Here is a 26089-nt window from a genome sequence, read left to right as displayed (position 1 = left end):
CGGGTGCGCGCCGGGACGAGCCCGGCGCGGGTCCGGCCGTGAACGGCGACGCGACCACCCTCGGCGAGCTGGCCGGCCGGGCCGGGACCTGGCTCGGACTGTCCGCCGGCCCGCCCGAGCGGCACACCTCGGCCGTGGCCGCCGACCGGTTCGCCCGGTTCGCCTGGCGGGACACCTACGAGCAGTCGGCCGGCCTGCGGGAACTCGCCGCCGAACTGACCGAGTGCCACCCGCACGCCACCGACCTGCTGGCCGACGTGTTCCTGGCCGCCTACCAGGCCGTCCCGGGTCTGCGGGAGCGCGCCGAGATGGACCCCACCCGGCTGGTCAACCACCAGATCGTCACCGCGCTGGTGGAGTCGGCGGACTTCGCCGGGCTGCGCCGGGAGACGGCCGGCGATCCCTACGCCGCCGCCATGGCCGTACTCGCCCAGGGCGCCGCGCTGCGCCGGATGCTGGCGCGGTCCCGGGACGCCCAGGCCCGGGCCGAGCGGGCGGGCCGGGCCCGGCGGGCCGCCGAGGGCGCGGCGGGCGCCGTGGGGGAGGCCCTGCGGGGGGCCGCCGAGGGGGCGGGCGCGGACGGCACCGTGCCGGCCCCGGCCGCCGACGCCGTACAGCGGGCGATCGGCGAAGCGGAGACGGCCGGGGCCGCCGCGCGGCAGGCCGGGCAGGCCGCCGTGCGGGCGCTGGCGGCGGCGGCCGGCGAGGTCCGCACCGCCGCCCGCACGGCGGTGGCCGCGGCGACCCGGACCGTACGGGAGGAGGCCGCGCTGCTGCGGGCCTGGGGCGTCGGCCCCGGCGAACTGGAGCGGATGCCGTTCGACGAGCGGGCCCGGCTCGCCGAACGGCTGCGCACCGGCCGGCTCGCCCGCTGGGCCGAACTGATCGGCCGCTTCCGGCAGATGGCCGACGGCGAACGCGCCCGCAAGGTCGAGAACACCACCGGGGAACTGATCGGCGTCACCCTCGGCGACGACCTCTCCCGCGTCATCCCCTCCGAACTGGCCCACCTCGGCCTGCCCGCCCTGCGCGCGGTGTTCGCCGCCCGCTACGCGGCCGGGGAACTGATGCTCTACGACAGCCAGGGCGAGCAGCGCACCGGCCGGGGCGCGGTCATCGCCTGCGTCGACACCTCGCACTCCATGTACGCGGACGGGCCCGGCGGCATCACCCGGGAGGCGTGGTCCAAGGGCTGCGCCCTGGCCCTGCTGGACCAGGCCCGCGCCGCGCGGCGGGACTTCGTCGGCATCCTGTTCTCCGCCGCCGGCCGGCTCCGCGTCTTCCGCTTCCCGGCGGACCAGCCGGCCGGCACCGCCCAGGTCGTCGAGTTCGCCGAGACCTTCCTCGGCGGCGGCACCGACTTCCAGCACCCGCTGTCGGCCGCGGTCGGCCTGCTGGCCGAGGAGTTCGACGACGCCGCCCGCGCCCGCGGCGACATCGTGCTGATCACCGACGACGCCTGCGAGGTCAGCGAGGAGTGGACACGCGGCTGGAACGAGGCCAAGCACCGGCTGGACTTCCGTCTCTTCGGCGTGGCCATCGGTGTCCCGGACGCGGCCGGGACCGGCTCGGTCCTGGAGGCCCTGTGCGACAACGTCCGCTCCATCGACGACCTCACCGACGTGCACGCCGCCGCCGACCTGTTCCGAACGATCTGAGCCCCCGGGGGCGCCTCAGATCACCTTCAGCCGCACCAGCGCCCCCAGCGTCAGCGCCCCCGGCAGCAGCGGCAGCCAGACGGTGATGATCCGGTACGCCAGCACCACCGCCGTCGCCACCGCCGCCGGGCCGCCCGCCGCCACCAGCGCCACCACCAGCGCGGCCTCCACCGAGCCGAGGCCGCCCGGCGTCGGCACCAGCGCCACCGCCACCGTCGCCGCCAGGTACGCCAGCGCCATGTGCGCGGCCGGCACCGGCAGCCCCAGCGCCCGTCCGGTCAGCACCAGCGCGGTCGCCTGCAACGCGGGGAAGGCGAGCGAACCGCCCCACAGCGCCAGCGCCCGCGCCGGACGGGCGTGCACCGAACGGGCCTCGCCGAGCGCCGTCCGCAGGAAGCCGACGACAGCCGTCCGCAGCCGCCGGACCAGAAGCAGTACGGCCGCCGCCGCCACCAGCACCGCCACCGCGCCGAGCAGCAGCGGGCCGAGGAACCCCGCGGGCAGCAGCTCCCCGAGCCGCAGCGCGCCGGGGAACGCGAGCAGCAGCGCCCCGAGCAGCGCCACCCGGCCCACGCTCTCCGCCAGCAGATACAGCGCGAGCGCCGCCGAGGAACGGGCCAGCGGCAGCCCGCACACGGTCAGGAACCGCAGGTTGACCGCGCCCGCGCCCAGCCCGCTGGGCAGCAGGTGGTTGGCGGCGCCGGCCGCGAACTGGGTGGCGAGCAGCCGCCGCCCGGGCAGCCGCTCCACCACCGCGCCCTGCCGGGTGCAGGCGGCGGCGACCCAGGTCAGACAGGTCGCGGCGACGGCGGCCAGCAGCCAGGGCCAGCGGGCCGTGCCGAGATGCCCGATCCCCTCGGCGAGCACCGACCGCTGCCGCACCGCGACCACGGCGACCAGCAGCAGCGGCAGCAGACAGAGGATCTGGCGGACGCGGTGCGTCAGGTGGGCCGGGACGCGGCGCGGACGCCGGGGAGCGCGTCCCGTGGGAGCGGCGGGGAGGTCTACGGCAGTCACATCGGTACAGCCTTCCCGCACCGCCCCAACTCCCGGTGCCCGCCACGCGGACGGCGGCTTACGGACGGACAGCGGCCGGGCCTTGACCTCAAGATTGCTTGAGGTCCTACCGTCTGCCGCATGAGCATGGAGACCACCGCCTGGACCCAGCTGCACAGCGTCCTCAACGCCGAGCGGGACCGCCGCCCCTTCGCCCGCGCCACCCTGCGCCGCATCGGCGCCTTCGCCCGCCCGCACCGCCGCCGCATCACCTGGTTCGTACTGCTCGGCGTGGTGACCGCGCTGCTCGCCGTCGCCACCCCGGTGCTGGCCGGCCGCGTCGTCGACGCGATCGTGTCCGGCGGCGCCGAGCGCACCGTCGTCCGCCTCGCCCTGCTGATCGCCGCGATCGCCGTCGCGGAGGCGGCGCTCGGCATCCTCTCCCGGCGGCTGTCGGCGCGGCTCGGCGAGGGCCTCATCCTCGATCTGCGCACCGCCGTCTTCGATCATGTGCAGCGCATGCCGGTCGCGTTCTTCACCCGTACCCGTACGGGAGCGCTGGTCTCCCGTCTCAACAACGACGTCATCGGCGCCCAGCGGGCGTTCAGCAACACGCTCTCCGGAGTCGTCAGCAACCTGGTGACACTGCTGCTCACCCTCGCCGTCATGCTCACCCTCTCCTGGCAGATCACGCTGCTCTCGCTGGTACTGCTGCCGGTCTTCGTGATCCCGGCCCGCCGGATGGGCGGCCGGATGGCCCGGATGCAGCGCGAGGCCGCCGCCCTGAACGCCGCGCTGGGCACCCGGATGACCGAGCGCTTCTCCGCGCCCGGCGCCACCCTGGTCAAACTCTTCGGCCGGCCCGGCGAGGAGTCGGCGCGGTTCGCCGAGCGGGCCCGCCGGGTCGCGGACGTCGGAGTGCGCACCGCCACCGCGCAGGCCGCGTTCATCACCGCGCTCACCCTGGTCTCCGCGCTCGCCCTCGCCCTGGTCTACGGCCTCGGCGGCCGGCTCGCCCTGCGCGGCACCCTGGAACCCGGCGCCGTCGTCGCCCTGGCGCTCCTGCTCACCCGGATGTACGCGCCGCTCACCGCGCTCGCCGGGGCCCGGGTGGAGGTGATGAGCGCCCTGGTCAGCTTCGAGCGGGTGTTCGAGGTGCTCGACCTCAAGCCGCTGATCGAGGAGCGGCCCGGCGCACGCCCGGTCCCCGACGGGCCGGTGGCCGTCGAGTTCGACGACGTCCGCTTCGGCTACCCCGCCGCCGACCAGGTCTCCCTCGCCTCCCTGGAGGAGGTCGCCACCCTGGACGGCCGGGGCGGCGCCGAGGTGCTGCACGGCGTCTCCTTCCGCGCCGAACCCGGCCGGACCGTCGCCCTGGTCGGCTCCTCCGGGGCCGGCAAGTCCACCGTCGCCCAGCTGCTGCCGCGCCTGTACGACGCCGACTCGGGCACCGTCCGGATCGGCGGCGTCGACGTCCGCGAGCTGACCGCCGCCTCGCTGCGCGCCACCGTCGGCATGGTCACCCAGGACGGCCACCTCTTCCACGACACCGTCCGCGCCAACCTGCTGCTCGCCGCGCCCGACGCCACCGACACCGACCTGTGGGCCGCCCTCGGCCGGGCCCGCCTCGACGACCTCGTACGCTCCCTGCCGGACGGCCTGGACACGGTGGTCGGCGAACGCGGCTACCGCCTCTCCGGCGGCGAGCGCCAGCGCCTGACCATCGCCCGGCTGCTGCTGGCCCGCCAGCGCGTCGTCATCCTCGACGAGGCCACCGCCCACCTGGACAACACCTCGGAGACGGCCGTCCAGGAGGCGCTCACCGAGGCGCTCGCCGACCGGACCGCCGTCGTCATCGCGCACCGCCTGTCCACGGTCCGCACCGCCGACCAGATCCTGGTCGTCGAGGCCGGCCGGATCGTGGAATGCGGCACCCACGACACCCTCCTCCAAGCCGGCGGCCGGTACGCCGAGCTGTACCGCACCCAGTTCGCGGACCGCCCGGCCGACGCCGCCGTCAGGGCTTCGTCTGGGACCGGAACTCAGTAGGTGTCATCCCCGTGTGCTGCCGGAAGAACGCGCTGAACACGGTCGGATAGCCAAACCCGATCCGTTCCCCGATCACAGCGGGCGGCAGCGCGGTGTGAATGAGCAGGCGTTTCGCCTCCAGCAGCACCCGGTCGTCGATGTAGCGCTTGGCACCGACCCCGAGGGCCGCCCGCGTGGCCCGGGTCAGGGTGCGCGGGCTGTAGCCCAGCCGGGCGGCGTAGTCCTCCACCCGGTGGGTCCGCCCGAAGTCCTCCTCGACCGCCCGCCGGAACCGGTCGAACGGCTCGCTGCCGGCGCCGCGCGTCCGGCGGCGCGGGTCGGCCAGGTGGACCAGCCGCACCAGGATCACCGCGAGCAGGTCGCGCAGTGTCTCGACGTACGCCTCCAGCGTCAGGTCGCCGAGCCCGGCGTGCTCCGCCACCAGCGCGTCGAGCAGCCGCAGCAGTGCCGCCTGGCGCGCCGGGTCCGGGGTGATCAGCCGGTACGGGGCGTGCTCGCCGTCCCGGATCAGGGCGTCCGTCGCGGCGCTCGGGAAGCCGGTCGGGAAGACCAGCACGGTGGCGTCGGCGTCCGCCCCGGTGCCGTCCGGGAACTGGAGCACCTGCCCCGGCCACACCCACAGCCAGTCGCCCGCGCCCAGGGTGTAGGCGGTGAAGTCCACCGCGCAGGCCAGCCGCCCGCCGCGGACCGCGACGACCAGATGGAAGGCGGGCCGCACCGGCGCGGTGAGCGGGCGCTCCCGCTCCTCGGCGCGGGCGGCGAGGCCCGGCAGATCGAGCACTTCGAGGCCCGGCGGCCGGCCCGGCGTCGGGCGGTAGGACACCGTCGGAACACCGCCCGGCCGGCGGCCGGCCGCGAACTGTCCGTTTTTCTTCATCGCGTGCCCGAGTGTATGCCGACCACCCTCCCCGGCCGGTCCTAGGTTGGCGGGAGCCGTCCGCGAGCCGCAGGAAGGACCGATCACCCATGACCATCGAGTTCGCCACCCGCTACCGCCAGCGCTCCCACATCCCGCCGGAGCCGGGCAAGCCGTACTTCATCGAGAAGGGCATGGGCGACCGCGCCCACCTGTTCACCGACATGTTCACGATCTACGCCGGGGGCGAGCAGACCGAGAACACGTTCAACTTCTTCACCTGCGAGGGCCCCAAGGGCGACATCATCCCGGCCCACTCGCACCCGGACACCTACGAGGTCTTCTACATCACCGACGGCGCCGTGCGGCTGTTCGTGGAGGACCTGGAGGGCGAGCAGTACGAGAAGCTGCTCACCGTCGGCGACTTCGGTTTCGTCCCGAAGAACTGCCCGCACGCCTACCGCATCGAGCGCCACCACAGCCGCATCGTCGGCGTGGCGGCAGGACCGGGCGGCACCTTCGAGCGGTTCTTCGAGAACCTCGGCACCCCCACCGACGAACTCTCCCCGCCGCAGCGCCCGTTCGTGCCCGAGCCGCAGAAGTTCGGCACCGTGCCGCAGCAGTACGACGTGAACTTCCTGCCCGACCACAAGTGGCGCACGGAGAAGTGAGGAGCGGCGCATGAGCACCCCCGGATACCTCGACGTCCACGCCCACTTCGTCACCGACTCCTACGTCCGCCAGGCCCGCGCGGCCGGGCACGAGCTGCCCGACGGCGTGCCCGCCTGGCCGACCTGGTCGGCCGAGGCGCACCTGGCGCTGATGGACCGCTGCGGCATCGAGACCTCGATGCTGTCGGTCTCCTCGCCCGGCATCCACTTCGGCGACGACACCGCCGCCCGCGCGCTGGCCCGTGAGGTCAACGAGGACGGCGCCGAGACCGTACGCGCCCACCCCGGCCGCTTCGGCCTGTTCGCCTCCCTGCCGCTGCCGGACGTGGCCGGCGCCCTCACGGAGATCGCGTACGCCTACGACACGCTCGGCGCCGACGGCGTGGTGCTGGAGACCAACACCCACGGCACCTACCTCGGCAACCCGGACCTGGAACCGGTCTGGGCCGAGCTGGACCGGCGCGGCGCGGTGGTCTTCCTGCACCCCACCTCGCCGGTGTGCTGGGAGCAGTCGGCGCTCGGCCGCCCGCGCCCGATGGTCGAGTTCATCTTCGACACCGCCCGCACCGTCACCGACCTGCTGATGTCCGGCACCCTCGACCGGTACCGGAACCTCACCGTGATCGTCCCGCACTGCGGCGGCGCCCTGCCGGTCCTCGCCGACCGGATCAACGGCTTCATGAAGATGTTCATGCCGGCCGGCACCGACGCCCCCGACGCCGTCGCACAGCTCCAGCGCCTCTATTACGACCTGGCCGGCCCCGCCCTGCCGCGGCAGCTCCCGGCGCTGCTGAACCTGGTCGGCACCGACCGCCTGCTGTACGGCAGCGACCACTGCTGGACCCCGGCCGCCGGGGTGGAGGCGCACATCGCGGGCCTGGACGCGGCGCCCGCCCCCGAGGGCCACCCGGACTGGCGCACCCTCACCACCGCCAACGCCCGCCGCGTCCTGTCCCGTACCGCCTGACGTAAGGCACCGCCGTGACCTTCCCGTTCCACCTGCTGGCCCCGCCCGACCCGGCGATACTGCCCCTGCCGCACCCGGCCCGCCCCGCCGACGGCGTGACGCTGCTGCGCGGCGCGGTGTACGCCGTCCGGGACGGCAGCCGCCCGCTCACCGCCGACGTGTGGCTGCCCGAGAACGCCGCCGGCCCGCTGCCGGTCGTCGTCTTCGTGCACGGCGGCGCCTGGCGCACGGGGCTGCGCGACGACCTCGGCCCCCGCTTCCGCGACTGGACACCGGACCCCTTCGCCCAGCTCGCGCGGGCCCAGTTCGCCGTCGTCTGCCCCGACTACCGGCTCAGCGGCGAGGCCCCGCACCCGGCCCAGCAGGACGACCTGGCCGCCGTACTGGCCTGGCTGCGCACCCGCGCCGCCGACCTCGGCGTCGACCCCGCGCGCACCGTCCTGTGGGGCGAGTCGGCCGGCGGCCACCTCGCCGCGCTGACCGCGCTCACCCAGCCGGCCGGCACCGTCGCCGGGTGCGTCACCTGGTACGCCCCCAGCGACCTGCCCGGCCTCGCCGAGGACCGGCCCGAGGGCACGTACGACGCCCACGACCCGGCCTCCTTCGAGGCGCTGCTGCTCGGCGGCGCCCCGGCCGACCGGCCCGACGCGGCCCGCGCCGCCAGCCCGGTCACCCACGCCGGGCCCGGCGCGCCGCCCTTCCTGCTCCTGCACGGCACCGACGACTCCCTCGTCCCCGCCCGGCAGTCCGTCCGCCTCGCCGAGGCCCTGCGCGCCGCCGGGCACCACCCCGACCTGCGGCTGGTCGGCGGCGGCGACCACCTCTGGGTCGGCCTGGCGGAGGCGGACGTGGCGGACTGCTACGCCCGTACCGTCGCCTTCGCCCGCCGCTGCACGGGCGGCTGAGAGCCACCGGGGCGCGTCAGGGGCGGGACTCCAGGTCGAGCAGCAGGGTGCGCAGATCACCGGCCAGCCGGTGCCGCCCCCCGACGTCCAGGGCGCGCAGCAGATCGGACTCGAAGGCGTAGTGCCCCTCGAGGTCCCGGTCCAGATCGGCCACGCCCTGCGGGGTGAGGCTCACCAGGGAGGACCGCCCGTCGTCCGGCGAGGCCGTACGGGCGATCCACCCCTCCTGCTCCAGCCGCTTCAGCCGGCCGCTCAGCCCGGCGCCGGAGACCAGCATGGCCTGCCGCAGCCGGGTCGGCGTCAGCGCGTACGGCGGTCCGGCCCGGCGCAGCGCCCGCAGGACGTCGAAGTCGCCGAGGTTGTTGACGACCATGCCGGGGCGCCGGCGCAGCCGCCGGCTCTGCGCCTCCTCGATCACCTGGGCCAGCCGCTGGACGCGGGCGAGCACCTCGCCCGGCGAGACGTCCAGCCGCGGCCAGGCCGTCGCCCACTCCTGCGCCGCGGCATCGACGGCGTCAGCGCTCATATTTCGTTCGCTTCCTTCTCAGTTGTTGGTTTCCTCACCCTACTCCCGCACGTCAGCGGCTCTCTCTCTTCCCGGCATTTGTTTCGCTCGCGAACTACCTATACGCTCGGTGACATGCAACGTGAAGTTCTCTCACCGGCGGCCCGTGACGCGCTGGCCCCCCGGCGCCGGTCGCCGGGCATCGTGCTGGCGAGCACCAGCCTGGGCACCCTGCTGGTGATCCTGCTGACCTCCGGCCTCAACATCGCCTCGCCCGAGATCCGCGCCACCTTCGACGCGGGCGGCACGGCCATCGGCTGGGTGCTCTCCGGTTACACGCTGGCCTTCGCGATGCTGTCGCTGACCGGCGGCGCGCTGACCGACCGGTTCGGCGCCCGGCGGATCTTCCTGGTGGGGCTGGGCATCTTCACCGCCTTCAGCCTGGTGGCCGCCGTCGCCCCCACCGTGGGCCTCGTGGTCGTCGGCACCTTCGGCGAAGGGGTGGGGGCGGCCCTCGTCCTGCCGTCCGCGCTGGCGCTGATCCAGTTCGTGTACCAGGACGTTCCCGGCCGGCTGTCCTGGGCCATCGGCATCTGGGCCGGCGCCAACGCGCTGGGCGCGGCGCTGGGCCCGGTGCTGTGCGGCGCGCTGGTGTCGGTCTCGTCCTGGCGCGCGATGTTCCTGGCCGTCGCCGTGCTCGCCGTCGTCTTCGCCCTGGTGGGCCGGCCGGTACTGCCGCTGCTGCGCGGCGGCGGGGCCCGCCTCGACCTGCCCGGCCTGCTGGTCATGGTGGTGCTGCTCGGCCTGGTGGCCTTCCTCGCCCACGACTGGCGGGCGCTGCCGCCGGCCGCGCTGGCCGCCGGTGTCGTACTCGCCTGCGCGGCGGTCTGGCTGTTCGGCCGGGTGGAGCGGCGGGCGTCCGCGCCGATGCTGCCGCTGAGCCAGCTGCGGGACCTGCCGTTCAGCGCCAACGCCGTGGTCACCGTGGTGGGCACCGCCGCGTTCTTCGGCACCCTCTACATCGTCAGCATGGGCTTGCAGGACGAGCTGGGCATGACGCCCTTCGTCGCCGGAGTGGCGCTGCTGCCGCTGGCCGGCGGCAACATCGTCGCGGCGCTCGCGGCCGGCCGCACCATCGGCCGGTTCGGGGTCCGGGGCGCGATGGTCCTCGGGTCGGCCCTGCTGATCGCCGCCCTGGCCGTCATCCCGCTGGTCTTCGACCACTACGGCGCGCTGGTCGCCCCGCTGGTCCTGATGGGCGCCGGCTGGGGGCTGCTGGTCCCCACCACCTCCGCCGCCGGACTGGCCCGTGCCCAGCGCGGCAAGGCGGGCGTCGCCTCGGGCGTCACCGCGGGCGGCCGCGAACTCGGCGCCGCGCTCGCCGCCGCGGTACTGCTGCCGCTCGGCGTCCGGGCGGGCGTGTGGAGCGCGGCGGCGGTCGGCGCCGCGTCCCTGGCCGTGGTGCTGCTCGGCGTGCGCCTGCACGACCGGGGCGGGGCGGACGACCGCTGACGGGAGGGCCGACCGCTGACGGGGTCAGCCGTCGGCCGGTCGCAGTCGGACCGGCAGGGCCTGGTGGCCGTTGCTGATCAGTGACGGAAGCGGTCGCAACTCCTCGGCCGGTACGGCGAGTTCAAGATTGGGGAACCGGTCGAAGAGACCGCTCAGCGCGGTGCCGACCTCCAGGCGGGCCAGCGGGGCGCCGAGGCAGAAGTGCGCGCCGTGCCCGAACGCCATGTGGTCCTTCACCTGCCGGGTGAGGTCGAAGCGGTCGGCCGTGGGACCGTGCCAGCCCGGGTCCCGGCTCGCCACGCCGAAGGAGGCGAGGATCGCGTCCCCCCGGGCGATGGTCTGCCCGTCCGGCAGTGGGATGTCGGCGAGGGCGAACCGCAGCGGCAGGTGCTTGACCGCGGGTTCGTACCGCAGCGTCTCCTCCACCACGTCGTCCCAGCCGGCCCGGCCGGCCCGGAGGTGGCCGAGCTGCCCGGGATCGGTCAGCAGGGCGGTGACCGCCTGGTCGATGACGTTGACCGTGGTCTCGTACCCGGCGCTGATCATCAGCAGCAGCGTGTCGCGCAACTCGCCGTCCGTGAAACCCGTACCGTCGCCCTCCTCGTCGCGGGCGGTGATGAGCAGCGAGGTCAGATCGTCCCCCGGCGCGGCCCGCTTGGCCGCGATCAGCCGGTCCAGCGACTCGTACAGCCCGGCCGTGTTGGCGGCCGCCTCCGCGGCGGTCAGCGTGGTGGCGAAGACGGCGTCGACCATGGCGCGAAACCCCTTGCCGTGGTCGTCCCCGACGCCCATCAGCCGGCCGATCACGGCGATCGGCAGCGGATAGGCGAACTCCTCGCGCAGGTCCACGATCACTCCGGCGGGCCGGGCGGCCAGCTCGTCGAGGAGCGTGCCGACGATCGCCTCCACGTCCGGCCGCAGCGCCTGGACGCGCCGGGCGGTGAACGCCGGCGCGACCATCCGGCGCAGCCTGCGGTGATCGCCGCCGTAGGCGGTGAACATGTTGTCCACCGCGATCCACAGCGCGAGCGGCCAGGTGGCGAGAGTCTCGGCGTACCCGGGCCAGTGCGCGCGCCCGTCCTTGGACACCTGCTCGCTGGTGAGCAACCGCCTCAGCAGCCGCGGATCACCCACCGACCAGGCGGTCAGCCCGAGGACGTCCACCCGGGTGGCCGGACCCCGTGCGCGCAGCGCCCGGTACTCGGCGTGATGGTCGCGGGCGGTGGGGTCGAGGACGAGTTTCTGCTGCTCGGACACTCGCGTTCCCTTCGACGGACGCTGCCGGGCGGCGCCGGGCGGCGCGGTGGCGGACCACACCGAATGTCATAGTGCATCCGGCGCCCGGCGGATAAGACCGTTTCCGGGCCTTCGCCGCCGCCAAAGGGATGTTGGGCCCCGCCGGCGGCCGGGACGGGGACCGTTCGGCCCTGTCCGGCAGGGGGGGCGCCGAAGATCATGGGACCGCGGCCGGGAGGCGCCGCCGACCGTCCCCCGTTGCCCGGCGCCTCCCGGTCCGCGAGTGGAGGGGCCGATCCGCCCGGCCGCGCGCCGGTCCTCGCGCGCAAGCCGATGTTCGGCCACCTGGGGCTGATCGGCGCCACCATCGCCATCGCCGGCCTGGCGGCCACCGGCCTGGCCGTCGCGGCCGGTACGGCGGTCCACCGGTACTGGACCGCGTACCCGCTCCCCGCCGCCCTGCTGTAGGGCCGGTCGGCCCTGGCCACCGGCGCCCCCGGTCACCGAGACTCTGCGCAGGGCACCGGCCAGGCCGCCACCGACGGGCGGCCGGTGCCGTACCGGACAGCGCAGAACGAGGAGCATTCCCATGGCCGACGGCGAGCAGCCCGGACCCGACCACTCGATCCGGGTCTTCCTGCTGGACGACCACGAGGTGGTACGGCGCGGGGTGCGCGACCTGCTGGACGACGAACCGGACATCACGGTCGTCGGTGAGGCGGCCACCGTGGCCCAGGCCCTGGTCCGGGTTCCCGCCCTGCGCCCTCAGGTGGCGGTGCTGGACGTACGCCTGCCGGACGGCGACGGTGTGACCCTGTGCCGGGAACTGCGCTCGCGGATGCCGGAACTGACCTGTCTGATGCTGACCTCGTTCGACGACGAGGAGGCCCTGCTGGACTCCATCATGGCCGGGGCCCGCGGCTACGTGCTCAAACAGATCCAGGGCTCCGACCTGGTGTCGGCCGTGCGCACCGTGGCCGCCGGCCAGTCCCTGCTCGACCCGAGCGCCACCGCCCGGCTGATGGCCCGGCTGCGCCAGGACCGGGAACCGGAGCCCGAGCCCGACGCCCTGCCGGGTCTGACCGAGCGGGAGCGGGAGATCCTCGCCCTGATCGGCGAGGGCCTGACCAACCGGCAGATCGGCGGCCGGCTCTACCTCGCCGAGAAGACGGTCAAGAACCACATCTCCCGCCTGCTGGCCAAGCTCGGTGTGGAGCGCCGCATCCAGGCCGCCGTCATCGCCACCCAGGCCCAGGACCGGCTGCGCCGCGACGGTCGCTGAGCTCGCGCGAAGTGCACGGCGGGCGAGGGGAGGGGAGTTCGCGGTCCGGCCGCCGTCGCTCAGCGCGTGCCGGGCGCTCCGGGCGTCCCCAGGAGCCGGCGTCCGGTGACCATCTCGGACTCGATCCGCAGGAACACCGCCTCCCGCAGCGGCAGCCAGGAACCGGACCCGGCTCCGGACCGCGACAGCCGCTCGTGTTCGGCGTGATCGCGCACCAGCGCGGCCCGCCCGGTGACGACCACGCTCCACCCGGACCGGGTCTCCGCGTCGAACTCGTCCGCCTCGAAGGCGACCACGGCCCCGTCGACGGCGTGCACCAGACCGGACTCCGGCGAAGTACTCAGCAAGACCGAACCGCCGCTGTCCAGCGAGAAGTTGACCGGGAGGACGGCGGGCAGTGCCTGCCGGGTGTAGACCACGCGGCCGACCGGCACCTCGGCGAGCAGGCGCAGGCACTCCGCCCGGTCGAGGGCGCCGAAGACGTCGTTTCGGAACATCGGCCCATCGTTCCAGTGGCTTCGGCCCGCAACCAGGGCCGGTCGGCCCCACTGGAGCGGTACCGCGCCGCCGGGTGCGCCCAGTCCCTGGTCAGACGAGCGGAACCGTCCATTCCGCCACGGTCCCGGAGGGCTCGTTCGGCCCGACGGTGAAGGTGCCGCCCAGCTCGGCGGCGCGCCGGCGCAGGTTGTCGAGGCCGCTGCGCCGGGTGACGGCGGGGTCGAGGCCGGTCCCGTCGTCCGCGACGCGCACCGACAGCCGGCTGCCGTCGGTCTCGGCGGTGACCTCGACCTGGGTGGCGCCCGCGTGCCGGGCGGCGTTCGACAGGGACTCCCGCACCACCGCCAGCAGCTGACCGGCGTACTCGTCGGGTACGCAGGTGTCCAGCAGGCCGGTCATCCTGAGCGCGGGCGTGAAGCCGAGCGGGCCGGCCGCCCGGTCGGTCTCGGCCAGCAGCTCGGCGCGGAGCCTGCCGCGCCCGCCGGGCCGGTCCCGCTCGCGCAGCGCGTAGATCGTGCCGCGCACCGTCTTGATGGTGTCGTCGAGGTCGTCGACCACCCGCCGGACCCGTTCGGCGGCCTCGGGCCGGTCGGCGATCCGCCCGAGCACCGAGTTGAGGGTCAGCCCGGAGGCGAACAGCCGCTGGATGGCCAGGTCGTGCAGATCACGGGCGATCCGGTCCCGGTCCGAGAACACCATCAGCCGCTCGGCCTCACGCCGGTGCTCGGCGATCTCCAGGGCCAGCGCGGCCTGGTCGGCGAACCCGCTGATCATGCCCATGGTGGCCTCGGAGAACTCCGGCCGCCCGGGCAGGTTGGCGACCTGGAGCACCCCGCGGGCGTGTTCCTGGTGGCCGCCGAGCGGAAGCAGGAACCCCGGCCCCAGCGCGATCCGCCCCGCCGAGCCACCGCCGTCCTGCGACTCGGCCGACAGCGTGGCGCTGGCCATCCGGGTGTTGGTCCGGTACACCCGCGCGGCCAGCGTGACCGGCGGCAGTACCAGCCCCCGCACCTGTCCGGCGCCCTCCCCGTCGGCGGCCTCGATCACCAGGTCGTCGCCGCCGTCCAGCGGCACCGCCACGGTCACCAGATCGGCCCCCGCCAGCGCCCGGACGGTACCGGCGACCTGGTGCAGCACCTGGTCCGGATCGGTGCCCGAGAGCAGGCTGCGGGTCAGGTCACTGCTGGCCGCCAGCCACTGCTCACGGCGGCGGCTGTCCTCGTACAGCCGGGCGTTGTCGACGGCCACCCCGGCCGCGGCGGCGAGCGTGCGCAGCACCGCCTCGTCCTCGTCGTCGAACTGCGCCCCGTCGCGCTTGTCGGTCAGATACAGGTTCCCGAAGATCCGGTCACGCACCCGCACCGGCGTCCCCACGAACGTGGTCATCGGCGGATGTCCCTTGGGGAAGCCCACGGACGCGGGATGGCTGCCTAGGTCGGCGAGGCGCAGCGGGCGCGGTTCCTTGATCAGCAGTCCCAGGATGCCGTGGCCCTCCGGGTAGGGGCCGATCGCCTCGGCCGTCTCCTCGTCCATGCCGACGGTGATGAACTGCTTGATCCGCCCTTCCTCACCGAGCACGCCCAGCGCCCCGTACCGGGCGTCCACCAGAGCCACCGCGGACTCGGTGATCCGCCGCAGCACCACGTCGAGGTCCAGATCGGAGCCGATGGCCAGGACCGCGTCCAGCAGGGTGTGCACCCGGTCCCGGGTCGCGCGCACCTGCGCCACCTGGGTCTGGAGCCCCTCCAGCAACTCGTCCAGCCGCAACCGCGGCGCGACCGGACCGTCCCGGTGCCCCGCCGCCGGACTCTCGGCCATCCCCACTCCCTCCGGGAAGACGCACCCGACCCCTTCCCTCACCGCGCGTCGATCCTATGGCCCCGGCACTGGCCGGTGAGACCGAGCCGGGGTGTCCACAGTGGTCCGGACGGGCCGCGTCAGGGCGGTCGACGTACGGTCAGTCCTTCAGCCGGACCGGCATCAGGAGCGAGAAACTCGTCTCGTCGTCGAGGCGGCGGACGGCGAGAGGGGCAGCGGGCGCGCCCAGTTCCAGAACCAGTTCGTCCCGGGCCCCGGCGGTGAGCGCGTGGAGCAGGTACTCGCGGTTGACGGCGACGTTGTTCTGGTCGTCGTCGCCGTCGGCGCACACGAGTACGGTTCCGTCCGCCGTCACCCTGAGTACGCTGAGGACAGCGGGCTCACCGTCCTGCTCGGGTGTCTCGCTCGTACGGACCGGACCGGTCTCCAGTGACCGCCGGAAGGCTGCCGTGCCGACGGTGGCCCGGTGCCCGGCCGACAGGTGGACCAGACGACGGTAGTCGGGGAACTCGTGCCCGAGGGTCTGGCCGGCCGCCTGCCGGTCTCCGGCGTCCAGCGTGACGCGGTCACCGTCCACCGTCAGCCGGACGGATTCCGCGTCGTTCAGCAGTGCCCGGATCGCGTCGCTGAGCGGCAGCGGCACAACGGCCTGGACCCGAGAACCGCCGTGTCCCGCCGTCCGGGCCCGTGCGACAGCCAGCCGGTACCGGTCGGTGGCCACCACGTCGAGGTTCGGGCCCTCGATGTCGAACAGGATGCCGCCGAGCACGGGCAGCTCCGGATCGGTACCGGCCGCGAAGCGGACCGCGTCCAGGGCGGCGGCCAGTTCCGGCGCGGGCACGGACAACCGGACGGTGGGGGTGCGAAGTGTGGTCATGGGGTTCTGGTTCTCCCTTTGATCGAGAAGGGCTCGGATCGCGGAGAACTCGGTGCGGGTATTGGCCAGACCCAGTTCGAGACGGCGCAGGTGCGCCTGTAGCAGCCCCCGCACCAGGTCCGTGTCCGTGCCCGGCCAGGCGGCCAGTACGAGCCGGATGTCCGCCAGCGGCATGCCCGCCCGGCGCAGCCGGGCCAGCAGCCGGGCTTCCGCCAACTGCGCCGGCTCGTACCAGCGGTAGCCGCTGACCGGGTCCACCCAGGCGGGACTCAGCACACCGGTACGGTCGTAGAACCGCAGCGCGCTCACGCTCAGTCCGCCGTCCCGGGCCATCTCCCCGATACTGCGCATCTCGTTCTCCACACCCGGAACTCTGAGCCCTCGACAAGGTCGAGAGTCAAACGGAGCGGAGGGCGGCCGAGGAGACGGCGAACTGAACGAAGTTTCGAAAGAGTGCGTGAACGCCGTGTCGCCGGGCACAAGGGCTATCGCACCGAGGTCCTGGCAGTCGGAACTGGCCGGGACCTACCAGCTAAGGGACGACTCAGGCCCTTGTGAAGCTCATGCGCAAACGCGCCTGAGCCGGAATCGAAGATGGGGTTTCGACATGATCATTCTTGGGCTTATTCTGCTGATCATCGGCCTGCTGGTCGGCATGGGCTTGCTGACGACGATCGGTGGCATCCTCATTCTGGTGGGCGTCATCCTGTGGATCCTGGGTGCGACCGGTCGTGCGGTCGGCGGACGCAAGCATTTCTTCTAGAGTCGGAGCGCCCAGGGGCTGCTGCGTGATGGCGAGCCGTCCGTAGTGCCGGGCTGGTCCGGAGCCGGGGCGGACGTCCCGGCTCGGGCATGGGAGAAGGTGCAGGTGCAGGCACGGACCTGGTGATCATGCGGGTGTCGAAGGCCCATGAACACTTGGCGGTCCGTGCCTGCACCCGCACCTTTTTCCATGCCCACCGCGGACTGCGGCTGTGCCGGGCCAGGACCGTGGAGGGGTGGGGGCCGGAGCCGTCGCCGGCCGGACACGTACCGGGCGGACGGCGGTTGGCCGCCGCGTGCATCCGGGTAGGCATGGGGCCGGGACCGGTGCCGGTGGGCGGCCGGGCATCGGACGAGGAAGGACGGGCAGCGCATGACGGCGTCGGCTCAGCCGCACACCCGGGTCATGGTCGAACTCGGCGAGCGCTCCTACCCCGTCGACATCGGGCCGGGCGTGCGGCACTCGTTGGCCGCGGTCCTCGCCGGGCTCGGTGCGCGGCGGGTGGCGATGGTGTCCGCGCGGCCCGAGGAGTGGCTGCCGGACCCGGGGATGCCGTCGGTGGTGCTGCGGGCCCGGGACGGCGAGGCGGACAAGACACTGGCGACCGTGGAGGAACTGGGCCGGGCCTTCGTGCGCTTCGGGCTGACCCGCTCGGACGCGGTCGTCTCCTGCGGCGGTGGCACCACCACCGACGTCGTGGGACTGGCCGCCGCGCTGTACCACCGGGGGATGCCCGTGGTGCACCTGCCGACGACACTGCTCGCCCAGGTGGACGCCAGCGTGGGCGGCAAGACGGCGGTCAACCTCCCCGAGGGCAAGAACCTGCTGGGCGCCTACTGGCAGCCGGCCGCCGTGCTGTGCGACACCGACCATCTGCGCACGTTGCCCGAGCGGGAGATGCTCAACGGCTACGGGGAGATAGCCCGCTGTCACTTCATCGGCGCCGGCGACCTGCGCGGGCTGCCGCTGCCGGAGCAGATCGCGGCGAGCGTGGCACTCAAGGCGTCGGTGGTCGCCGCCGACGAACGGGACTCGGGGCGCCGGCACATCCTCAACTACGGCCACACGCTGGGACACGCCCTGGAGATCGTGACCGACTTCGCGCTGAAGCACGGCGAGGGGGTGGCGGTCGGCACGGTGTTCGCGGGCCGTCTCGCGCTGGCCCTCGGCCGGATCGACGCGGCCCGCGCGGCCGAACACCTCGAGGTGGTGCGGAGCTACGGCCTGCCGACCGCGCTGCCGGCCGGGGTCGACGCGCGGCGCCTGATCGAGGTGATGCGGCTGGACAAGAAGGCGACACACGGCCTGACCTTCGTCCTGGACGGCCCGGATGGCCCCGGGCTGGTGTCCGGGGTGCCCGAGGAGACCGTCGCCTCGACACTGGCCGGGATGGACCGGACACCTGACTGAACTACCCCGCCGGCAGGCCCCGGGCCAGCAGCACCGCGCCGTGCAGGGAGGACAGCCCGCCCAGCAGCGCGGGACGTACCGGGGGCAGCGGGTGCCCGGGGCGTTGCAGGGCCGTGGTCCGCTCGGCCACCATCGGCACCAGGTCCGGCACGGCCGCGGCGAAGCCGCCGCCGATGAGGACCAGCGCGGGGCGGGTCAGTTCGCAGATGCCGGCCACGGCCGCGGCGAGCGCGGCGCAGCTCTCCCGCAACGCGGCCACGGCCCACGGCTCGCCGTCGGCCACGGCCTGCGAAAACGCGGTGGACGGCACCTCCGCTCCCCGGTGCCGGGCCGCGCGGCGCAGGGTCGCCGGACCCGAGGCCGCCGCCTGTACACAGCCGCGCCGTCCGCAGTCGCACAGCGGTCCGTAGCGGTCGACGACGAGGTGGCCGACCTCGCAGGAACCACGCCCCACGCCGGGCACGGGGCGTCCGGCCAGCACGAGACCGCCACCGACACCGGTGCCGACGCCGAGGTAGAGGAGGTCCGCGCAGCCGGCCGCGTCCGCCTCGGCCAGGGCGGCCAGGTCACCGTCGTCGGCGCACGCCACCTCGGCGGCACCGAAGAGCGCGGACAGGGCGGCGCCCAGGCCGAACCCGGCCCAGGCGGGGCGGCCCGGCCAGACGGTGACCGTACCGGCGGCGTCGAGCGTGGCGGGCAGCGCGACCCCGACACCGCGCAGCCCCTGCGGGCGCCCCGCGCACAACTCCCCGACGTGCCAGGCCAGCAGGCCGAGATCGTCGTCGGGGGAGGCCCGCCCGGCCCACCGGAAGGACGACTCCGCCACGCCACCGTCGTCGTGCTCGACGCGCAACGCCACCTTCGTGCCGCCGATGTCGATGCCCAGCCGGCCGGCGGCTCCGGCGGTCAGGCCGGCACCTTCTCGAGCAGGGCGCGGGCGGCGAGCCGGTACCCCAGCGCGCCGAACCCGAAAATGACGCCGGACGCCAGCGGCCCGGTCACCGACTCGTGGCGGAACTGCTCACGGGCCCACACATTCGACAGGTGCACTTCGATCCACGGCCGCGGATAGTTCGCCAGGGCGTCGCGAAGACCCCAGCCGGCCATCATCAGGGCGGCCGGATTGATGATGGCGCCGACGGTGTCGTAGTTCCCCTGAATGGTGCGGATGATCTCCGCCTCACCGTCGAACTGATAGGAGTCCACTTTCCAGCCGCGTTCCGCGACCTCTTCTCCCACCCAGCGTTCGATGTCCTGCAAAGTATCGGTTCCGTATATCTCGGGCTGGCGGGTTCCGAGTATTCCGAGATTCGGCCCGTTCACCAACAACAGCCTGCTCACAGCGCACCTCACCCGGTTCGTCACGGACTTCCATCTATAGCACGGGCCGCGCGGCGCACACCTCGCAGAATGCCCGCCGAATCCCCGGGAGGCGTTTTAAGGGGCTGCTAGGGGGGTGTTGAGGGGGAATGGTGCGGCTGCCGTCGGCCGGTTAGCGTGTTAAAGCGATCGCCTCTGCATATCGCGTCCAGGGAAGTGTCGAGGGAAGTGGGGAAAACATGAGCAAGGGTGTGCGTCTGGAATCCGAGCTGCCCGGCTGGCCGCAGTACGACGACGCGGAACGCGAGGGCCTGATACGGGCGCTGGAACAGGGCCAGTGGTGGCGGATCGGCGGCGGCGAGGTGGACGCCTTCGAGGCCGAGTTCGCCGCCGCCCACGGCAGTCCGCACGCCCTGGCGGTCACCAACGGCACCCACGCGCTGGAACTCGCCCTCGAAGTGCTCGGCGTCGGCGCCGGCTCCGAGGTCATCGTCCCGGCGTTCACCTTCATCTCCTCCTCGCAGGCCGCGCAGCGGCTGGGCGCGGTGGCCGTGCCGGTCGACGTCGACCCGGGTACGTACTGCGTCGATCCGGCGGCGGTCGAGGCCGCGATCGGGCCGCGGACCGCGGCCATCATGCCGGTGCACATGGCGGGCCAGATGTGCGACATGGACGCGCTGGGCAAGCTGTCCGCCGACTCGGGCGTACCACTGGTCCAGGACGCGGCCCACGCGCAGGGCGCGCGGTGGCGCGGCCAGCGGGTCGGGGAGCTGGGCTCGGTCGCGGCGTTCAGCTTCCAGAACGGCAAGCTGATGACCGCCGGTGAGGGCGGCGCGGTGCTCTTCCCCGACGCGGAGGGGTACGAGAAGGGCTTCGTACGGCACAGTTGCGGCCGGCCGCGCACCGACCGCGGCTACTTCCACCGCACGTCCGGTTCCAACTTCCGCCTCAACGAGTTCTCCGCGTCGGTGCTGCGCGCCCAGCTCGCCCGGCTCGACGCGCAGATCGACATCCGCGAGGCACGCTGGCCGGTGCTGAGCCGGCTGCTGGCCGAGATCCCCGGCGTCGTCCCGCAGGCCCTCGACGAGCGCGGTGACCGCAATCCGCACTACATGGCGATGTTCCGGGTGCCGGGCATCACCGAGGAGCGACGCGCGCGGGTCGTGGACACCCTCATCGAGCGGGGGCTGCCCGCGTTCGTCGGGTTCCGCGCGGTCTACCGTACCGACGCCTTCTGGGAGTTCGCGGCGCCGGAGCTGACCGTCGAGGAACTGGCCCGCCGCTGCCCGCACTCCGAGGCCCTCACCCGGGACTCCGTGTGGCTGCACCACCGTACGCTGCTGGGCAGCGAGGAGCAGATGCACGAGATCGCCGCCGTCGTCGCCGACGTGCTCGCTGGCGCATGAGCGCCCCGTCCCCGGCGCTGCCGCCCGTCCGCACCGCCGTGATCGGCCTGGGCTGGGCCGCCCGCTCGATCTGGCTGCCCAGGTTGCTGCGCAGCCCCGCCTTCACCGTGACCGCCGCCGTGGATCCCGACGAGCGCGGCCGGGCCGCCGTCGCCGGCTCCCAGGAGGCGGACGCGGCCGGGCTGTCGGTGCTGGCGGCCGTCGCCGACCTCGACCCCGCCGAGGTGGACCTCGCGGTCGTCGCGGTCCCCAACCACCTGCACTGCGCCGTCGCCTGCGAACTGCTCACCAAGGGCATCCCGGTGTTCCTGGAGAAGCCGGTCTGCCTGACCTCCGAGGAGGCGGAACGGCTGGCCGCCGCCGAACGCGCGGGCGGCACGGTACTGCTGGCCGGCAGCGCGGCCCGCCACCGCGCCGACGTGCGCGGCCTGTACCGGGCCGCCGAACGCCTGGGCGAGGTCCGGCACGTCGAACTGGCCTGGGTACGGGCGCGCGGGGTGCCCGACCGGGGCGGCTGGTTCACCCAGCGGTCGCTCGCGGGCGGCGGGGCCCTGGTCGACCTCGGCTGGCACCTCCTCGACATCGCCGTACCGCTGCTGGGCACCGCCGCCTTCCGGCACGCCATCGGCACCGTCTCCGCAGACTTCATCACCCAGGCGTCCTCCCGGGCCGCCTGGCGCGACGACGACAACGATGCCGAAGGCAGCGGCGAAGGCGATGGCGACGCGGCCGGGGGCGGCGGCACCGACGTCGAGGACACCGCGCGCGGCTTCCTCGTCACCGACGACGGCCGGTCCGTCGTCCTGCACGCGAGCTGGGCCTCGCACGAGGCGGTGGACACCACCCGCGTCACCGTCGAGGGCAGCGCGGGCAGCGCGACCCTGTGCTGCACCTTCGGGTTCAGCCCCAACCGCCTCCGCGAGTCCACGCTGACCCGCACCGCCGACGGCAGCACGCGCCGGCTCGCCGTGCCCACGGAACGCGTCGGCGCCGAGTACGACCGGCAGCTCGCCCTGCTGCCCAGCTTGTTGCACGACCCGGCCGCACGGGGCCGGGCGATCGACGAGGCGCGCCGCACCATCGGCGCCATCGAGCGGGTCTACACCTCGGCCCGCACCGTCCAAAAGGTCCGGGAGTCCGCTCCGGTGTGACCGCACCGGTGTGCGCCGTGACCACGTTCCACGGGAGTCCCCGATGAACAGCCAGTCCGTTCCTGCCGTTCCTTCCGTTCTTTCCCCTTCGGAGGTCACCTCGGTGGTCTTCGACCTCGACGGCGTCCTCGTCGACAGTTTCGCGGTGATGCGCGAGGCGTTCACCCTCGCCTACGCGGAGGTCGTCGGCCCGGGCGAGCCGCCGTTCGAGGAGTACAACCGGCACCTGGGCCGCTACTTCCCCGACATCATGCGCATCATGGGGCTGCCGCTGGAGATGGAGGAACCCTTTGTCCGCGAGAGCTACCGGCTCGCCCACCGGGTGGAGGTGTTCGACGGCGTGCCGGAGCTGCTGGGGGAGCTGCGCCGCCGGGGGGTACGGCTGGCCGTGGCCACCGGCAAGAGCGGCCGGCGGGCCCGTTCACTGCTGGACACGATCGGCATCCGCGACCGGTTCGACGCCGTCCTCGGCTCGGACGAGGTGGCGCGGCCCAAGCCAGCGCCCGACATCGTGCTCAAGGCGATGGAGCTGCTGGGCGCCGACCCCGGGCGGACGGTGATGGTCGGTGACGCCGTCACCGACCTCGCCAGCGCCCGCGGCGCGGGTGTCACCGCGGTGGCCGCGCTGTGGGGCGAGACGGACGAGGCGACGCTGCTCGCCGCGGACCCCGATGTCGTCCTGCGTCACCCGGCGGAACTCCTGGCGCTGTGCCCGGCGGTGCCGGTGTCCTGACACTCGGGGCGTCCGGCATTCGGGGCGTCCGGCACCCCGGGTGCCGGACGCCCCGGACGCGTCGACGGCGGTGCGGAGGGAGGCCGGGACCGACCGGCAGCCCCGCGCACCGCCGTCGCCTGTCCTCACCGGGGAGTGAACTCCACCGGCAGGGACGTCAGGGAGCGGATGAACGGGTTGGGCTTGGCGCCGACCTCGGTGGCCGGTACGGCCAGCCGCAGGTCGGGGAAGCGCCGGAACAGGCTCTCCAGCGCGGTCGCCGCCTCCACCCGGGCCAGCGGCGCGCCGATGCAGTAGTGCACGCCCTGGCCGAACTGGAGGTGCAGCACGTTGCCCCGCGTGAGGTCCAGCCGCTCTCCGTCGGTGACGTGCGCGGGGTCGGCGTGGGCGGCGTCCATGTCCAGCAGCACCTGCTCGCCCGCGGCTATCGTGACGCCGCCGATCTCGACGTCCTCGTTGGCGAAGCGCACGACGAGGATGCCGGGCCCGGCGTGCCGCAGCAGCTCGTCCAGGTTCCGGCCGGCCAGCTCGGGGTCGGCGCGCACCAGGTCGAGCTGGTCCGGGCGGGTCAGCAGCGAGAAGACGGCGTTGCTGATGAAGCTGCCGGTCAGTTCGTAGCCGGCGATCAGCATCATGCGGGCGGTGGCGACCACCTCGCGGTGGCTGAGCCGGTCGTCCTCGTGCGCCGACATCAGCGCGCTGATCAGGTCGTCCCTGGGGTCCTCGCGCCGCTCCTCGGCCAGGTTCTCCACGTACGACCACAGTTTCGCGGAGGCGTCCGCGGAGCGGGCGGCGGCCTCCGGGTCGAAGGGCGGCAGCAGCATCAGGTCGGCCCACTGGTGGAACTCGGTGCGGTCGGCGATGGGCACGCCGAGCAGCTCGCAGATCACCTGCATGGGCAGCGGGACGGCCAGCGCGGAGACCAGGTCCGCCCGGCCGTCGGCGGCGACGGCGTCCAGCAGACCGTCGGTGATCTCCCGCACGCGCGGCCGCAGGGCCTCCACCCGGCGGGCGGTGAACGCCGTGCCCAGCAGCCGGCGCAGCCGGGTGTGCTCGGGCGGGTTGGTGCCCATCAGGGTGTCCTCGAACAGCCCGCTCACCGGGGTCGTCTGCCCCTGTGCGGCGGCGTAGGCGGCGGCCGGGCTCATCTTCGGGTGCGCGAGGCACTCACGTACCTCGTCGAACCGGGACACGAGCCACGCGGCGGTGCCGTGCATCTCGATCCGCCGCGGCGGACCGTTCTTGCGCAGCTCCTCGGCGACGCTCTGCGGATCGAGGATGCGCATCTCTTCTTCCGGTGTCTGAGCCATGGCGCTACGCGATCTCCTCGTGAGTAAGCGGGCCAGAAAGTGGGTCGGTGAGCGGGTTGGTGAGTGGGTTGGTGAACGGGTCAGGGGGCCGGGTTGGGGCTGCGGGCGGGGATGACGTAGGCGGGGTCGGCCGTGCGGGGTGGTTCACGCCGGGCCAGGGCGGCGTCGAGGGCGGGCCGCAGCCGGGCGGCCTTCGCCTGCTCGGCCCGCTCGTGCCGCTCCTTGAACTCGGGCATCACCTCGCGGGCGAACAGCTCCAGCGACTCGCAGACGTGCTCGTGCCGGGTCCCGCCGCCCTGCACTAGGAAGATCGCCTGGTCGAGGCCGGCCTCCTCGTGCTGCCGCAGGAACCGCCGGATCTGCTCCGGGGTGCCCACCGCGCCGCGCGCCGGATTGCCCAGCGGCATACCGGGCTTGCCGAAGGCGGCACGGCCCATGCCGTAGCGGTCGCGGTCGCGCTGGAACGTCTCCCACAGCCGGGTCCGGCCGGGGGCGGCGGCGCCGAAACCGGCGTAGAAACCGAGCCCGAAGTTGAAGAACTGGACGCCGTCGGCGCCGCGTTCCACGGCTGTCGCCTCGTCCTGGTGGCAGAACATCGGGATGGTCGCGGCGACCTGCGCGTTGACCGCGAACCCGGCGGGCACGCAGTCCGCCGACTCGATGCCCTCGTAGTAGGCGTCGACCCACTTCTTGGTCTCGGCCGGGCCGAAGAAGGAGAAGTTGAGCGCGCCGAGCCCCTTGGCGGCGGCGAGCCGGATGGCATCCCGGTTGCCGCAGGCCATCCACATCGGCGGATGCGGCTTCTGCCGGGTCTTGGGCAGCACGTTGCGGACCGGCGCCGAGACGTACTTGCCCTCGTACCCGGCGAACGGCTCCTCCACGAACATGCGGGCCACGGCGTCCACCGCCTCCGCCCACTGGTCCCGCTTGACGGCACGCTCCACCCCGAACCCCTCCAGCTCGGTGGGGGTGGTGGACTCGCCGGTGCCGAACTCCACGCGTCCCCCGGACAGCAGGTCCAGCGTGGCGATCCGCTCGGCGATCCGCGCGGTCGGGTTGAAACCCGGCGGCATCAGGGCGATGGCGTGCCCGATCCGGATACGGCTGGTGCGCTGGCTGACCGCGCCGAGGAATACCTCCGGCCCGGACATGTGCGAGTACTCCTCCAGAAAGTGGTGTTCGGGACACCACACGTGGTCAAAGCCGAGCCGGTCGGCCAGTTCTATCTCCGCCAGCATGTCGTGGAAGAGCCGGTATTCGGAGTCCTCGGTCCAGGGACGGGGCAGCTGGGCACCGTACAACAGGCCGAACTTCATGGGCGCATCACTTTCCTCTGCCGGCGGTCGGCCGGGAACGGGGACGGAGGCGGGGCGGGGGGCGACGGCACCGGACGGGTCAGTCGCGGCCTTCCCAGTAGGTGGCGATCACCTCGGCGCGCTGTGCGGGGTCGACGAGGACGGAGACCTTCTCGTGGCCGTCCTCGACGGTCGTGAACATGTTGCTGGTGAGGAACACCTGTCCCCGCTCGGTGGCCCGCCGGCGGCGGCGCATCGCGGCGAGGATGGCCGGCCCGTTGCCGTCGCCGACGCCCTCCCAGGCGTCGTAGGTCCGGGGCGCGGTGGTGAAACGGTAGGTGGTGCGCCAGTCGTGTCCCAGCGTCCGGGCCTGGAGCACGAGGAACCCGTCCCGTCGCACCAGCCGGAACGCGCAGCCGTACTGCCACTGCGGCTCGTCCGCCACCAGCCGCAGCGGCTCGGTGAAGCAGAGCCCGGCGTGCCCGACGTCGGCCAGCCACTCCGCGCCGTCGATCCGGACCAGCATCAGCATGTGCTCCGGGTCGGGCGCGAAGGTGTCACCGGGCAGGTAGGTGCCGCCGCTGAGCACGTCCAGGTCGTAGCCCAGTTCGCGCAGGAGCCGGGCGAACAGGGTGTTCAGCTCCAGGCACATGCCGCCGGCGCCGGTCGGCACGATGGCGTCGAAGGCCTTGTCGACGTCGATGTCCGCCATGTTCACAGAGCTGAGCCGGTGGGTGTGCGCGGTGTCGTAGGGGACGGACGTGAGGTGACTGCGGTGCAGCCGCCGCAGGTTCACCAGGGTGGGCGCGGGTGGCCGGTCGAATCCCAGCCGCGCCAGGTAGGCGTCGGTGCTGAACATGTGCGATCCCTT

Annotated in this window: 25 protein-coding genes; 13 read left to right on the top strand and 12 right to left on the bottom strand. The window is 73.8% G+C overall.

All coding sequences use genetic code 11. The features are described from left to right. The first annotated feature begins 38 nt into the window (after positions 1-38). Positions 39-1658, top strand: a complete 1620-nt coding sequence (locus AB0G32_RS32355) for a VWA domain-containing protein (protein ID WP_361171483.1) — start codon at positions 39-41, stop codon at positions 1656-1658. 15 nt (positions 1659-1673) lie between these two features. Here the strand turns inward: AB0G32_RS32355 and AB0G32_RS32350 are convergent, their stop codons facing one another. Next, the gene (locus AB0G32_RS32350) at positions 1674-2573 is read right to left on the bottom strand and encodes a lysylphosphatidylglycerol synthase domain-containing protein (protein WP_361171519.1); all 900 of its coding nucleotides are present in this window, start codon (positions 2571-2573) and stop codon (positions 1674-1676) included. Between the two features lie 228 nt (positions 2574-2801). Here AB0G32_RS32350 and AB0G32_RS32345 point away from each other — a divergent pair, with 228 nt between their 5' ends. Next, positions 2802-4703, top strand: coding sequence for an ABC transporter ATP-binding protein (locus AB0G32_RS32345; RefSeq protein WP_361171516.1), 1902 nt, complete (start codon positions 2802-2804; stop codon positions 4701-4703). Here the strand turns inward: AB0G32_RS32345 and AB0G32_RS32340 are convergent. Then, positions 4672-5580, bottom strand: coding sequence for an AraC family transcriptional regulator (locus tag AB0G32_RS32340; protein WP_361171480.1), 909 nt, complete (start codon positions 5578-5580; stop codon positions 4672-4674). The two genes, AB0G32_RS32345 and AB0G32_RS32340, sit on opposite strands and share 32 nt — an antisense overlap. Positions 5581-5669: 89 nt before the next feature. Here AB0G32_RS32340 and AB0G32_RS32335 point away from each other — a divergent pair, with 89 nt between their 5' ends. The 3 genes from AB0G32_RS32335 to AB0G32_RS32325 are packed head-to-tail and all read left to right on the top strand — an operon-like array spanning position 5670 to position 8102. Beyond that, complete coding sequence (locus AB0G32_RS32335; RefSeq protein WP_361171477.1) at positions 5670-6230, top strand: quercetin 2,3-dioxygenase; 561 nt, start codon at positions 5670-5672, stop codon at positions 6228-6230. A gap of 10 nt (positions 6231-6240) precedes the next feature. Next, complete coding sequence (locus AB0G32_RS32330) at positions 6241-7197, top strand: amidohydrolase family protein (protein ID WP_361171474.1); 957 nt, start codon at positions 6241-6243, stop codon at positions 7195-7197. A gap of 14 nt (positions 7198-7211) precedes the next feature. Further along, positions 7212-8102 (top strand): alpha/beta hydrolase, encoded by an 891-nt coding sequence (locus AB0G32_RS32325; protein WP_361171471.1) that lies wholly within the window; start codon positions 7212-7214, stop codon positions 8100-8102. A 16-nt stretch (positions 8103-8118) separates the two neighbouring features. Here AB0G32_RS32325 and AB0G32_RS32320 read toward each other — a convergent pair whose 3' ends face one another. After that, a complete protein-coding gene (locus tag AB0G32_RS32320) occupies positions 8119-8628 on the bottom strand; it encodes a MarR family transcriptional regulator (protein ID WP_361171468.1) in 510 nt (169 codons plus the stop codon). A gap of 114 nt (positions 8629-8742) precedes the next feature. On the opposite strand from AB0G32_RS32320, the gene AB0G32_RS32315 reads away from it, so the two are divergent. Continuing rightward, positions 8743-10119, top strand: a complete 1377-nt coding sequence (locus AB0G32_RS32315) for an MFS transporter (RefSeq protein ID WP_361171465.1) — start codon at positions 8743-8745, stop codon at positions 10117-10119. 24 nt (positions 10120-10143) lie between these two features. On the opposite strand, the gene AB0G32_RS32310 is transcribed toward AB0G32_RS32315, so the two are convergent. Then, positions 10144-11376, bottom strand: a complete 1233-nt coding sequence (locus tag AB0G32_RS32310) for a cytochrome P450 (protein ID WP_361171462.1) — start codon at positions 11374-11376, stop codon at positions 10144-10146. Between the two features lie 237 nt (positions 11377-11613). Here AB0G32_RS32310 and AB0G32_RS32305 point away from each other — a divergent pair, with 237 nt between their 5' ends. Both AB0G32_RS32305 and AB0G32_RS32300 read left to right on the top strand, forming a co-directional pair. Continuing rightward, positions 11614-11823 carry a hypothetical protein gene (locus AB0G32_RS32305; RefSeq protein WP_361171459.1) on the top strand — a complete coding sequence of 70 codons (210 nt, stop codon included), beginning with the start codon at positions 11614-11616 and terminating at the stop codon, positions 11821-11823. Between the two features lie 121 nt (positions 11824-11944). Further along, positions 11945-12637, top strand: a complete 693-nt coding sequence (locus AB0G32_RS32300; RefSeq protein WP_361171456.1) for a response regulator transcription factor — start codon at positions 11945-11947, stop codon at positions 12635-12637. A 59-nt stretch (positions 12638-12696) separates the two neighbouring features. On the opposite strand, the gene AB0G32_RS32295 is transcribed toward AB0G32_RS32300, so the two are convergent. The 3 genes from AB0G32_RS32295 to AB0G32_RS32285 all read right to left on the bottom strand — a co-directional run bounded on the left by AB0G32_RS32295 (position 12697) and on the right by AB0G32_RS32285 (position 16181). Continuing rightward, on the bottom strand, positions 12697-13134 hold the full coding sequence (locus AB0G32_RS32295; RefSeq protein ID WP_361171453.1) for a pyridoxamine 5'-phosphate oxidase family protein: 438 nt from the start codon (positions 13132-13134) through the stop codon (positions 12697-12699). 91 nt (positions 13135-13225) lie between these two features. Then, entirely contained in the window at positions 13226-14953 is a 1728-nt protein-coding gene (locus tag AB0G32_RS32290) for a GAF domain-containing protein (RefSeq protein ID WP_361171450.1), read from the bottom strand. A gap of 139 nt (positions 14954-15092) precedes the next feature. After that, entirely contained in the window at positions 15093-16181 is a 1089-nt protein-coding gene (locus AB0G32_RS32285; protein ID WP_361171447.1) for a MerR family transcriptional regulator, read from the bottom strand. A gap of 256 nt (positions 16182-16437) precedes the next feature. Here AB0G32_RS32285 and AB0G32_RS32280 point away from each other — a divergent pair, with 256 nt between their 5' ends. After that, on the top strand, positions 16438-16593 hold the full coding sequence (locus AB0G32_RS32280; protein WP_136327069.1) for a hypothetical protein: 156 nt from the start codon (positions 16438-16440) through the stop codon (positions 16591-16593). A gap of 372 nt (positions 16594-16965) precedes the next feature. Next, positions 16966-18003: a 3-dehydroquinate synthase family protein gene (locus AB0G32_RS32275; RefSeq protein ID WP_361171444.1), complete on the top strand. Its 1038-nt coding sequence runs from the start codon at positions 16966-16968 to the stop codon at positions 18001-18003. A 1-nt stretch (position 18004) separates the two neighbouring features. Here AB0G32_RS32275 and AB0G32_RS32270 read toward each other — a convergent pair whose 3' ends face one another. Continuing rightward, positions 18005-18877 carry an ROK family protein gene (locus tag AB0G32_RS32270; RefSeq protein WP_361171513.1) on the bottom strand — a complete coding sequence of 291 codons (873 nt, stop codon included), beginning with the start codon at positions 18875-18877 and terminating at the stop codon, positions 18005-18007. Positions 18878-18909: 32 nt separating this feature from the next. After that, on the bottom strand, positions 18910-19344 hold the full coding sequence (locus AB0G32_RS32265; RefSeq protein WP_361171441.1) for a type II 3-dehydroquinate dehydratase: 435 nt from the start codon (positions 19342-19344) through the stop codon (positions 18910-18912). Between the two features lie 218 nt (positions 19345-19562). Between AB0G32_RS32265 and AB0G32_RS32260 the strand changes: the two genes are divergently transcribed. From AB0G32_RS32260 to AB0G32_RS32250, 3 genes are read left to right on the top strand one after another with little or no spacing between them, the layout of a single operon-like run. Continuing rightward, positions 19563-20729: a DegT/DnrJ/EryC1/StrS family aminotransferase gene (locus AB0G32_RS32260; RefSeq protein WP_361171438.1), complete on the top strand. Its 1167-nt coding sequence runs from the start codon at positions 19563-19565 to the stop codon at positions 20727-20729. After that, a complete protein-coding gene (locus tag AB0G32_RS32255; RefSeq protein ID WP_361171435.1) occupies positions 20726-21880 on the top strand; it encodes a Gfo/Idh/MocA family oxidoreductase in 1155 nt (384 codons plus the stop codon). The genes AB0G32_RS32260 and AB0G32_RS32255 overlap by 4 nt, the downstream gene beginning before the upstream one ends. Before the next feature lie 43 nt (positions 21881-21923). Beyond that, a complete protein-coding gene (locus tag AB0G32_RS32250) occupies positions 21924-22613 on the top strand; it encodes an HAD-IA family hydrolase (RefSeq protein WP_361171433.1) in 690 nt (229 codons plus the stop codon). Positions 22614-22738: 125 nt separating this feature from the next. Here AB0G32_RS32250 and AB0G32_RS32245 read toward each other — a convergent pair whose 3' ends face one another. The 3 genes from AB0G32_RS32245 to AB0G32_RS32235 form a co-directional block, all read right to left on the bottom strand. Beyond that, positions 22739-23923 carry a cytochrome P450 gene (locus tag AB0G32_RS32245; RefSeq protein ID WP_361171430.1) on the bottom strand — a complete coding sequence of 395 codons (1185 nt, stop codon included), beginning with the start codon at positions 23921-23923 and terminating at the stop codon, positions 22739-22741. Between the two features lie 80 nt (positions 23924-24003). After that, the gene (locus AB0G32_RS32240) at positions 24004-25239 is read right to left on the bottom strand and encodes an LLM class flavin-dependent oxidoreductase (RefSeq protein WP_361171427.1); all 1236 of its coding nucleotides are present in this window, start codon (positions 25237-25239) and stop codon (positions 24004-24006) included. Positions 25240-25318: 79 nt separating this feature from the next. Beyond that, positions 25319-26077 carry an arylamine N-acetyltransferase gene (locus tag AB0G32_RS32235; protein ID WP_361171424.1) on the bottom strand — a complete coding sequence of 253 codons (759 nt, stop codon included), beginning with the start codon at positions 26075-26077 and terminating at the stop codon, positions 25319-25321. Between the last annotated feature and the right edge of the window lie 12 nt (positions 26078-26089).

Source organism: Streptomyces sp. NPDC023723 (assembly GCF_040639815.1).
Lineage (GTDB): Bacteria > Actinomycetota > Actinomycetes > Streptomycetales > Streptomycetaceae > Streptomyces.
The sequence above is the reverse complement of the archived record's forward strand: the minus strand, read 5'-3'. Positions and strand labels throughout refer to the sequence as shown.

Bases quoted from the DNA above. Each gene is read 5' to 3' on its own strand.
- AB0G32_RS32345 (WP_361171516.1), top strand. From the start codon at position 2,802: ATGGAGACCACCGCCTGGACCCAGCTGCACAGCGTCCTCAACGCCGAG.
- AB0G32_RS32340 (WP_361171480.1), bottom strand. From the start codon at position 5,580: ATGAAGAAAAACGGACAGTTCGCGGCCGGCCGCCGGCCGGGCGGTGTT.
- AB0G32_RS32335 (WP_361171477.1), top strand. From the start codon at position 5,670: ATGACCATCGAGTTCGCCACCCGCTACCGCCAGCGCTCCCACATCCCG.
- AB0G32_RS32330 (WP_361171474.1), top strand. From the start codon at position 6,241: ATGAGCACCCCCGGATACCTCGACGTCCACGCCCACTTCGTCACCGAC.
- AB0G32_RS32320 (WP_361171468.1), bottom strand. From the start codon at position 8,628: ATGAGCGCTGACGCCGTCGATGCCGCGGCGCAGGAGTGGGCGACGGCC.
- AB0G32_RS32315 (WP_361171465.1), top strand. From the start codon at position 8,743: ATGCAACGTGAAGTTCTCTCACCGGCGGCCCGTGACGCGCTGGCCCCC.
- AB0G32_RS32300 (WP_361171456.1), top strand. From the start codon at position 11,945: ATGGCCGACGGCGAGCAGCCCGGACCCGACCACTCGATCCGGGTCTTC.
- AB0G32_RS32295 (WP_361171453.1), bottom strand. From the start codon at position 13,134: ATGTTCCGAAACGACGTCTTCGGCGCCCTCGACCGGGCGGAGTGCCTG.
- AB0G32_RS32290 (WP_361171450.1), bottom strand. From the start codon at position 14,953: ATGGCCGAGAGTCCGGCGGCGGGGCACCGGGACGGTCCGGTCGCGCCG.
- AB0G32_RS32285 (WP_361171447.1), bottom strand. From the start codon at position 16,181: ATGCGCAGTATCGGGGAGATGGCCCGGGACGGCGGACTGAGCGTGAGC.
- AB0G32_RS32280 (WP_136327069.1), top strand. From the start codon at position 16,438: ATGATCATTCTTGGGCTTATTCTGCTGATCATCGGCCTGCTGGTCGGC.
- AB0G32_RS32275 (WP_361171444.1), top strand. From the start codon at position 16,966: ATGACGGCGTCGGCTCAGCCGCACACCCGGGTCATGGTCGAACTCGGC.
- AB0G32_RS32260 (WP_361171438.1), top strand. From the start codon at position 19,563: ATGAGCAAGGGTGTGCGTCTGGAATCCGAGCTGCCCGGCTGGCCGCAG.
- AB0G32_RS32255 (WP_361171435.1), top strand. From the start codon at position 20,726: ATGAGCGCCCCGTCCCCGGCGCTGCCGCCCGTCCGCACCGCCGTGATC.
- AB0G32_RS32250 (WP_361171433.1), top strand. From the start codon at position 21,924: ATGAACAGCCAGTCCGTTCCTGCCGTTCCTTCCGTTCTTTCCCCTTCG.
- AB0G32_RS32245 (WP_361171430.1), bottom strand. From the start codon at position 23,923: ATGGCTCAGACACCGGAAGAAGAGATGCGCATCCTCGATCCGCAGAGC.
- AB0G32_RS32240 (WP_361171427.1), bottom strand. From the start codon at position 25,239: ATGAAGTTCGGCCTGTTGTACGGTGCCCAGCTGCCCCGTCCCTGGACC.
- AB0G32_RS32235 (WP_361171424.1), bottom strand. From the start codon at position 26,077: ATGTTCAGCACCGACGCCTACCTGGCGCGGCTGGGATTCGACCGGCCA.